The sequence below is a fragment of the Lentzea sp. NPDC060358 genome, from assembly GCF_042725365.1.
Taxonomy (GTDB): Bacteria; Actinomycetota; Actinomycetes; order Mycobacteriales; family Pseudonocardiaceae; genus Lentzea.
This window is the reverse complement of the sequence record NZ_JBHXCW010000078.1, coordinates 24,000-32,191: the sequence shown is the minus strand read 5'-3', so window position 1 is coordinate 32,191 and position 8,192 is coordinate 24,000. Positions and strand designations below refer to the sequence as shown.

8 protein-coding genes are annotated in these 8,192 nt (G+C 72.5%); 3 read left to right on the top strand and 5 right to left on the bottom strand.

What is annotated here, in order from left to right; all coding sequences use genetic code 11:
- Nucleotides 1–64 precede the first annotated feature (64 nt).
- Entirely contained in the window at nucleotides 65–829 is a 765-nt protein-coding gene (locus ACFWGZ_RS18565) for an ABC transporter permease (protein WP_382452755.1), read from the bottom strand.
- Nucleotides 830–835: 6 nt separating this feature from the next.
- Nucleotides 836–1,099: a DUF2530 domain-containing protein gene (locus tag ACFWGZ_RS18560; RefSeq protein ID WP_382452754.1), complete on the bottom strand. Its 264-nt coding sequence runs from the start codon at nucleotides 1,097–1,099 to the stop codon at nucleotides 836–838.
- Nucleotides 1,100–1,115: 16 nt separating this feature from the next.
- On the opposite strand from ACFWGZ_RS18560, the gene ACFWGZ_RS18555 reads away from it, so the two are divergent.
- The 3 genes from ACFWGZ_RS18555 to ACFWGZ_RS18545 are packed head-to-tail and all read left to right on the top strand — an operon-like array spanning nucleotide 1,116 to nucleotide 4,336.
- On the top strand, nucleotides 1,116–2,549 hold the full coding sequence (locus ACFWGZ_RS18555; protein ID WP_382452753.1) for an NCS2 family permease: 1,434 nt from the start codon (nucleotides 1,116–1,118) through the stop codon (nucleotides 2,547–2,549).
- Nucleotides 2,550–2,589: 40 nt separating this feature from the next.
- Nucleotides 2,590–3,015: a MarR family winged helix-turn-helix transcriptional regulator gene (locus ACFWGZ_RS18550; RefSeq protein WP_382452752.1), complete on the top strand. Its 426-nt coding sequence runs from the start codon at nucleotides 2,590–2,592 to the stop codon at nucleotides 3,013–3,015.
- A gap of 58 nt (nucleotides 3,016–3,073) precedes the next feature.
- Nucleotides 3,074–4,336 (top strand): MFS transporter, encoded by a 1,263-nt coding sequence (locus ACFWGZ_RS18545; RefSeq protein ID WP_382452751.1) that lies wholly within the window; start codon nucleotides 3,074–3,076, stop codon nucleotides 4,334–4,336.
- 4 nt (nucleotides 4,337–4,340) lie between these two features.
- Here the strand turns inward: ACFWGZ_RS18545 and ACFWGZ_RS18540 are convergent, their stop codons facing one another.
- The 3 genes from ACFWGZ_RS18540 to ACFWGZ_RS18530 are packed head-to-tail and all read right to left on the bottom strand — an operon-like array spanning nucleotide 4,341 to nucleotide 8,136.
- On the bottom strand, nucleotides 4,341–4,628 hold the full coding sequence (locus ACFWGZ_RS18540) for a hypothetical protein (protein WP_382452750.1): 288 nt from the start codon (nucleotides 4,626–4,628) through the stop codon (nucleotides 4,341–4,343).
- Complete coding sequence (locus ACFWGZ_RS18535) at nucleotides 4,628–7,402, bottom strand: sacsin N-terminal ATP-binding-like domain-containing protein (protein ID WP_382452749.1); 2,775 nt, start codon at nucleotides 7,400–7,402, stop codon at nucleotides 4,628–4,630. Before ACFWGZ_RS18535 ends, ACFWGZ_RS18540 begins: the two co-directional genes overlap by 1 nt.
- Nucleotides 7,399–8,136: a DUF3027 domain-containing protein gene (locus tag ACFWGZ_RS18530; protein ID WP_382452748.1), complete on the bottom strand. Its 738-nt coding sequence runs from the start codon at nucleotides 8,134–8,136 to the stop codon at nucleotides 7,399–7,401. The genes ACFWGZ_RS18535 and ACFWGZ_RS18530 overlap by 4 nt, the downstream gene beginning before the upstream one ends.
- Between the last annotated feature and the right edge of the window lie 56 nt (nucleotides 8,137–8,192).

The following is an 8,192-nucleotide window of genomic DNA, read 5'->3' as shown; positions in this document are numbered from 1 at the left end:
GCCCAGAGCGGGGGCCTCGTCCGTTCCCGAACTGACTGCCGCTCCCACCACGAAGCGACGAGACTTAGGTTAGCCTAACTTCGGCTTCGGGGGAAGCCCTCCTGATCAAACCTCTCGCGACCAGTTCCACGACGGTCGCGACGGCGGCCGCTTCGACGGCCAGCAGCGCCAGGAGCACCACGATCTGGAGCGCGCCCGCCTGCCACACCGGCGCCCCGCCGAGCAGCATCCCGACAAAAGCACCCGGAAGGGTGACCAGGCCGACGGTCCGCGTCTGGTCGAGCGGCGGCAGCAGCGCCTCGGCCGACGGCCGGCGGACGATCAGGCGCACCGCGTCGCGTTCGCGCAGCCCCATCGCACGGGCGGCCTCGTACTCGCCGTAGCGGTCGTGCAGCGTGTCGAGCGCCCGGCGGGCCGACAGCGTGGTGGCGGTCATCGCGCCCCCGATCAGGATGCCGCCCACGGGGATCAGCGAGATGCCCTCGGCCGGCAGCAGGCCGATCGCGAGCAGGAAGCCGAGCGCGGGCACGGTGCCGACCAGGATCGCGGCCGCCACCCAGACGCCCTTGCGGCCCGCGCGGGTGCGGCGGGCGGAGGTGGCGGTGGCCACGACCACCATCACGACGAGGAACGCCCACGTGAGCCCGAGGTGGCGCAGGACGACCGTGATCACCGCGCTCACCGCGGCGAGCTGCAGCGCCGCGCGGGCGGCGGCGGTGAGGAACGGCCTCGGGCTGGTGAGACCGGTGAAGCGCGCGATCGCGCAGGCCACCGCCGTGAAGACGACGCAGACGACCAGCAGCCGGACCCAGTCGGTGTTCAGGACCATGTGCGGTTACGCGTCGTCGAGGCCCTGCTGGGCGCCGCGTGACCCCCGCCTCGCGGCCCGGCGTTGCCAGTAGAACACTCCGTACCCGATGATCCCGAGCAGGCTGCCGGACAGGGTCGTCCAGAGCAGCGTGCTGTTCGTGCGGTCGACGACCAGCACGACCAGGAACCCGAGGAACCACAGCGCGGTCCCACCCAGCACAACCGGCACCGGATCTGCCAGCCTGTGCGGCAACGGCGGCGGGTGCGGGGCGGAGTCGCGTTCGGACACATCGATAGGAGACCAGATGCTGGACGGGTTCTTCAAGATCTCCGAGCGCGGGTCGACCGTGTCGCGGGAGGTGCGCGGTGGGGTCGTGACCTTCTTCACGATGGCCTACATCGTGGTGCTGAACCCGCTGATCATCGGCAGCTTCGCGCCGGAGGGCCCCGGCGCGCACCCGGACGTGCTCGGCAACATCCTCCCGGTCGGCCAGGTGGCCGCCGTGACGGCGCTGGTCGCCGGTGTGATGACCATCCTCTTCGGACTGGTCGCGAACTACCCGTTCGCGCTGGCCACGGGCCTGGGCATCAACTCGTTCGTCGCGGTCTCCGTCGCCGCCAAGGTCTCCTGGCCGGAGGCGATGGGGCTCATCCTGGTCAACGGCCTGGTGGTGCTCCTGCTAGTCCTCACGGGCGTGCGGACCGCGGTGTTCAACGCCGTGCCGAACGAGCTCAAGGCGGCCATCGCGGTCGGCATCGGCCTCTTCATCACGTTCATCGGCCTGGTCGACGCGGGCTTCGTCCGCCGCCTGCCCGACGCCGCGAACACCACCGTGCCAGTCGGCCTCGGCATCAACGGCTCGATCGCGAGCTGGCCGACGCTGGTGTTCGTCGTCGGGCTCGTGGTCACCGGCGTGCTGTTCGCGCGCAGGGTCAAGGGCGCGATCCTCATCGGCATCGTCTCCACCGCGATCTTCGCGATCGTCCTGGAGGCGATCGTCAAGGCCGGTCCGTCGCAGGGTGTCAACGCCAAGGGCTGGAACCTCGGCTACCCCGCGCTGCCCGACCAGGTCTTCGGCGTGCCGGACCTCTCGCTGCTCGGCGACGTGTCGTTCGGCGCCTGGACCCGGCTCCCGGCACTGGCCGCCGCGTTGATCGTCTTCACGCTGGTGCTCACCGACTTCTTCGACACCGTCGGCACCATGACCGGCCTCGGCAAGGAGGCGGACCTGATCGACGAGGACGGCCAGCTGCCGAACGTCAGCAAGGCCCTGTTCGTCGACGGCCTCGGCGCCGTGGCCGGCGGTGCCGCCTCCAGCTCGTCGAACACCGTCTACATCGAGTCGGCGTCCGGCATCGCCGAGGGCGCGCGCACGGGCCTGGCCAACGTCGTGACCGGCGTGCTGTTCCTGCTGGCGATGTTCTTCACGCCGCTCTACGAGGTCGTGCCGATCGAGGCCGCCGCACCGGCTCTGGTCATCGTCGGCGCGTTGATGATGATGCAGATCCGCGAGATCGACTTCACCGACTTCACGATCGCGCTGCCCGCGTTCCTCACGATCGTCGTCATGCCGTTCACCTACTCGATCGCGAACGGCATCGGCGCGGGCTTCGTCAGCTACGTCCTGCTCAAGGCCCTGACCGGGCGCGCCCGCGGCGTCCACCCGCTGATGTGGGTCGTGGCGGCGGCGTTCGTCGTCTACTTCGCACTGGGCCCGATCCAGGGTCTGCTGACCTGACCTTTCGGCAGGAAACTATTTCGTGAGGTATGCTAACTACGTGGCGACCGATCAGCACGGACTGGCGAGCAGGCTGAGGCTCGCCGTCGTCCGTCTCAACCGTCGCCTGCGGGCACAGCGCACCAACTCGTCGGTGTCGCTCACGCAGGTGTCCGCGCTGTCCACACTGCACAAGTGCGGGCCGCTCACGCCGGGTGAGCTGGCGTCGAAGGAAGGCGTGCAGCCGCCGTCGATGACGAGGGTGATAGCGGCGCTGGAGGAGTTCGGCTTCGCCACGCGCAGCCCGCACCCCACCGACGGCCGTCAAGCGATCGTCGAGCTGACCGGCGAAGGCTTGTCCTACCTCGAGGACGAGATCACCGCGCGCGAGGCGTGGCTGGACAAGCGGCTGGCCGAGCTGGACCCCGAGGAACGGGAACTGCTCACGCGGGCCGCGGAGATCATCGACAGGATGGCGGGGCAGTAAGGACGTGTCGGGTCACGCGGGTGGTGGAGCGGACACTTCGCCACCTCGTCGTACCGGAATGTTCGGATCGCTTCGCATCTACAACTACCGCCTCTACGCCTCCGGCCAGATCATCTCGCTGGTCGGCGTGTGGATGCAGCGCGTCGCCCAGGACTGGCTCGTCCTGGAGCTCTCCGACGGCTCGCCGGTAGCCCTCGGCTTCGCCGCGTCCCTGCAGTTCCTGCCGGTGCTGCTGCTGTCCATGTGGGGCGGCGTGCTCGCCGACCGGATGGACAAGCGCAAGCTCCTGCTCTGGCTCGAGTCCGCGCTGGGCGTCTGCGCCCTGGCGCTGGGCGTTCTCGACGTGACCGGTGTGGTCGAGCTCTGGCACGTCTACCTGCTCTGCCTGCTGCTGGGCGCCTTCTCCGCGGTCGAGACGCCGGTCCGCCAGTCGTTCGTCGTGGAGATGGTGGGACGCGACCAGCTGACGAACGCCGTGGCCATCAACTCGATGATGTTCAACGGCGCCCGCATCGTCGGCCCGGCCATCGCGGGCGTGACGATCGTGGCCATCGGCACCGGCTGGGTCTTCCTGGCCAACGCCGTCAGCTTCATCGGCGTGGTGGGCGGCGTCTGGCTGATGCGCACGTCGCAGCTGCTGCGCTCCGACCCGGTGCCCCGGCAGAAGGGCCAGCTGTGGTCGGCGCTGAGGTACGTGCGCGGCCGCCCGGACCTCGTGACCGTGATGCTGCTGGTCTTCTTCATCGCCACGTTCGGCATGAACTTCTACATGACGCTCGCGATCCTGGCGCGCAACGTCTTCGGCGGCGACGCCGACGCCTACGGCCTGCTCTCGACGCTGATCGCCGTGGGCACCCTGGCCGGCGCGACCCTGGCCGCCCGCCGCAAGACGCCGCGGCTGAGCGTGTTCATCGGCTCGGGGATCGTGTTCGGCGTGCTCGAGATCATCTCCGGGATGATGCCGACGATGCTCCTCACCGGTCTGATGATGATCCCGGTGGGCATCGCCATGATGACCTTCAACACCACCGCCAATGCCACCGTCCAGCTGGCCGTCGAACCCGAGATGCGCGGCCGGGTGATGGGCATCTACATGCTGGTGTTCCTGGGCGGCAACCCCGTCGGCGGCCCGCTGATGGGCTGGCTCGGGGAGATCAACGGGCGGGCGCCGATCATCATCGGTGGCGCGGTGTCGATGGTGGTGACGCTGACCGCGTGGGTCGTCCTGACCCGGCGCGGGGTGATCGCGAAGCCCCGGTTGCGCCGGCAGCAGCGGGACGCCGTCGTGGAGTCCGAGGAGACGGTGGACGCGGCGGCCTGAGCCGTCAGGGCGCGTCCGGGTCCCAGCCGTGCTCGGCCAAGGCGGCGTGGACCTCGTCGACCCGCGCTCGCAGCCGCCGGGAGTTCCGTTCGGCGGCGACGACGTGCTCGCCGTAGGCGACGAGGCGGTCGACGCCGGTCAGCTCCTCGACGACCAGCGCGAAGTTGCGGTCGCTGCACCCCTCCCAGAGCGCGGCGAACACCACGTCCCGCTCCCCGGCCGGGATGCCGTCCGGGTAGGCGGCCCGCACCTGGGCGAGGACCTCCCGCAGCCACGCGGGACGTGCGTCCATCAGCCCAGCAGCGTCGCGGCGGTCGGCTCGGTGATCAGGGCGGCGAACGTGTGCCGGTCCTCCCACCGCCCGGTCACCCAGGCCAGCGCGCGGGCCAGGCCCTCCGGCGTGTCCGCGGCGTGCGGGACCCCGTCGGCCATCCACCACTCGACCCGCTGCCCGTCCACGAGCAGTTCCTCGTGCACCACGACGACCCCGTCGGGCAGCGCGACCTCGAGCAGTTCGCACGCCATCCGCACGGCCGCGAGGTCCTGCCACTGCACGACCTCGCCCACGTGGTCCGGCGTGCCCTCGAACTCCTCCGACGCCAGCGCCAGGTCCAGCAGGTCGGCCAGCTCCTCCGAGCCGTCGGCCAGCAGCACGCGGGACGCGGGCACGACGCCGAGCAGCCACGGGTGGTCGAGCACCACGACGTCCTCGGCGGCGGCCACGGAACCCGAGAGCACCCGGACCCGTTCCGGCGGCGCGAAGTCGCCCTCGGGCAGTGCCGCGTGGGCCCGCAGCACCACGGCGTCCGCGATCACGCGGTCCTCGTCGCCGAGCCGGTCCAGCACGAACTCGGCGTCGTCGTCGTCGAGGATCTCGAGTCGCGACCGGACGCCGGCCGCCCGCAGCACGTGCTCGGGCAGCTCCAGGTCCGGCACGGCGTCGAAGAGCCCGTCCAGCAGCGTCGCCTCGGCCAGCCGGTACTCGCGCGGCGCCTTGCCCGCGAGCGAGGCGTGCCGGGCGATCCACCAGCCCGTGTAGCCGTCGGGTTCGCTCACGGCCCGCCAGGTCACCGGGTCGGCGGCCAGCAGCCGCAGCGCCGCGGGCCAGTCGGCCACCAGGTCGAGGTCGCGGACGGCCACGACCCGGCTCGGTTCCTCGGGCGCCGAGGACCACCACGCGGCCTCGTCCGCCAGGTCGTGGTCGGGTCCGGCCGGTTCGTCGTCGACCACCAGCGAGAAGCCGTCGACCACCCCGACGGCCACCAGCGCGGCCCGCGGGTAGGTCTCGGCGACCTCCTTGGACAGCACCGGGAACGCGTCCGCCTCGACCACGCCGACCAGCGGCGAGTCGGGCAGCAGCAGCTCGTCGGCGCGGTGCCACTCGCCGGAGGCGTCCGGCAGCGCCAGCGCTCCCAGCCACGGCTCTTCGCCGGCCCGGACGGCGGCCCGGTCCACGAGCCGCAGCACGGTCTCGGCCAGGTCCTCGCCGTCGAGGCCCGCTTCGGCGTCCTCCAGCGAGCGCGCCACGTTCTCGCGCAGCTGGGGGTCGGCCAGCAGCTCGGTGGCCCCCGCCTCGACCGCGCCGAGGCGGACCAGCAGCGGGTGCACGGCGTCCGGGTGCACGACCCGCAGGCCGGGCAGCGGGTCGTCGGCGATCAGCGTCGTGCGCGGGCCGGTGACGGTCCGGCCGTCGGCCAGGGGCACGGGCAGCGACTGCAGGGCCTCGCGCACGTCCGGGGCGACCTCGGCGAGCGGCGCGAACGCGGCGTAGACCTCGCGCCACCAGCCCGGGTCGCCGGAGACCTCGGCCAGCGCGGCGACGACCTCGGCGGTCGTGACGCGCGGGACCTCCAGCGCCGCCAGCGCCTTCGCGTGCACCGGCGCGGACAGCTCGGCGTCGAGCAGGCCGGGCAGCGCGTCCTCGACGAGCTCGACGAGCTCCTCGGAACCGACGTCGAGCACCCGTGCGCGAGCCGGTGCGATCCACTCGCCGGAGGCCAGCGGCAGCCACCGGGCGCCCCGCAGCTCGCGGATCACCGCGGTGCGGAGCCGGTCGTCCACTTCGGACAGCGGGAAGCCGGGCAGCGGCACCAGCGAGGTGCGTTCGACGGCGGGGACGCGTGCGACCAGCGCGGGGTAGGCGGCCGCGGCGGCGTCCAGCACCGACCAGGCGGCCGGGCCAGGCAGGATGCGGCGGCGCGACGGCTCGACCGGCAGGGTCGCGATCAGGCGGGCCGGCAGCGACAGGCGCTCGTCGGTCGGGGTCGGTGCGTGCAGCACGTCCTCCCCCAGCTCCGAGTCGAGCGGGAAGGCCCACGAGACGGTCCACTGGGGACGGTGCTCGACGCCCTGCACCAGCTCGGCCGGCAGCTCGCCGACGGTGCGCTCGACGAGCCAGCGCGCCGAGCCGACGGTGACCACGCCGTCCGCGGTGACGAAGCGCTCCCACGACTGGGCGCCGACCTCGATGCGGCGCAGGCCGGGCAACGCCAGCAGCAGGTCGGGGACCTCGGCGGCGAGGTCGTCCAGCGAGAGGTCGACCTTCAGCGGCAGCCGGACCTCGGTGGTGAACCCGTCCGGCACGGTCTCGGTGACCGGCCAGACCAGGCGCAGCACCGGCACGTCGCCGCCGCGTTCGGACGCCAGCTCGGGCACCTCGGCTCGGGTGCGGGCGGCGGAGAACTCGACCCCGCCCGACGTGGAGATCACGCGCGGCGCGTCCGACACGGCCAGCACGGCCGCGAAGCCGACGCCGAACTGCCCGACGCCGGACTCCTTGGACGACGCCCGCAGCGACGCCAGCGCGGCCACCCCGGCGGGCGTCAGCGCCGCGCCGGTGTTCGCCGCGCGCAGCTCCCCGTCGACCAGGGTGATCCGCAGCACACCGGGTTCGGCCCCGGCCGCGTCGGCGGCGTTCTGGGCGAGCTCGACGAGCAGCCGGTCGCGGTAGCCGCCGAGCCGCAGGTCCTCCTCGGCGTTCGCGTCCTCGCGGAAGCGGGTGGGCGAGCCGCGCCAGGCGTCGAGGACCGAGGTGCGCAGGACCTCGGTGCCGAACGGGTCGGTCACTCCGAGACGTCCAGGACTTCCAGCTGCGCGTCGTCGTAGACCAGGTCGGCCACCGGCACCACCGGGCCCATCTCGACCTCGACCTGCGAGTGCGCGCCGCAGCCGTACTCGACGTGCACGACGTGGCCGTCGGCGGGCGCGATCTCGTTCGCGCACACGCCGAACGCCGAGCCGAACGCGCCGGCGACGCGGGTGTAGAAGCCGCAGGTGCCGCAGTGCGCGGGGGCGCTGCGGGCCATGTCGGAGCGGGGTCCGAAGTCGGAGGCCGCCCAGCGGTCGGCGGCGTCGAGGCGGCCCTCGCGGGACAGGACGCGGCTGCGGCCGAGCCCGATCTCCAGCGCCACCTCCTCGACCGCCGGGTCGTCGGAGTGCACGTAGGCCTCGACCAGGCGCGGGTCGTCCTCGCGGGGCGGCATCAGGTCGCCCACGCCGAGGTCGCCGGCGCGGACCCGTTCGCTCCACGGCACCCACTCGGGCGCGACGAGCGCGTCCTGGCCCGGCAGCAGCACGACCTCGCTGACCGACACCGGGGAGCCCTCGCCGGCGTGGGCGACGGTCACCGCCCAGTTCCAGCCGCGGTAGCCCGCGTGCTCGGCCTCGAACAGGTGCGTGACGGAGTACTCGTCCTCGCCGTGCACCCCGACATGAGCGCCCACGCGCTCCACACCCGCCTCTTCCTCCGCGGCGGCGCGGGCGAGATCAACGGCGTCGAGGAGCATCTCTGTCGCGGTCACGTGGTGAATTGTGCCGCAGGACTTCGCCGGGACGAAAACTCGTGCCACCCTCGGTC

Excerpts from the sequence above, each read along its gene's own strand:
- ACFWGZ_RS18565 (WP_382452755.1), bottom strand. The coding sequence starts at position 829 with ATGGTCCTGAACACCGACTGGGTCCGGCTGCTGGTCGTCTGCGTCGTC.
- ACFWGZ_RS18555 (WP_382452753.1), top strand. The coding sequence starts at position 1,116 with ATGCTGGACGGGTTCTTCAAGATCTCCGAGCGCGGGTCGACCGTGTCG.
- ACFWGZ_RS18545 (WP_382452751.1), top strand. The coding sequence starts at position 3,074 with ATGTTCGGATCGCTTCGCATCTACAACTACCGCCTCTACGCCTCCGGC.
- ACFWGZ_RS18540 (WP_382452750.1), bottom strand. The coding sequence starts at position 4,628 with ATGGACGCACGTCCCGCGTGGCTGCGGGAGGTCCTCGCCCAGGTGCGG.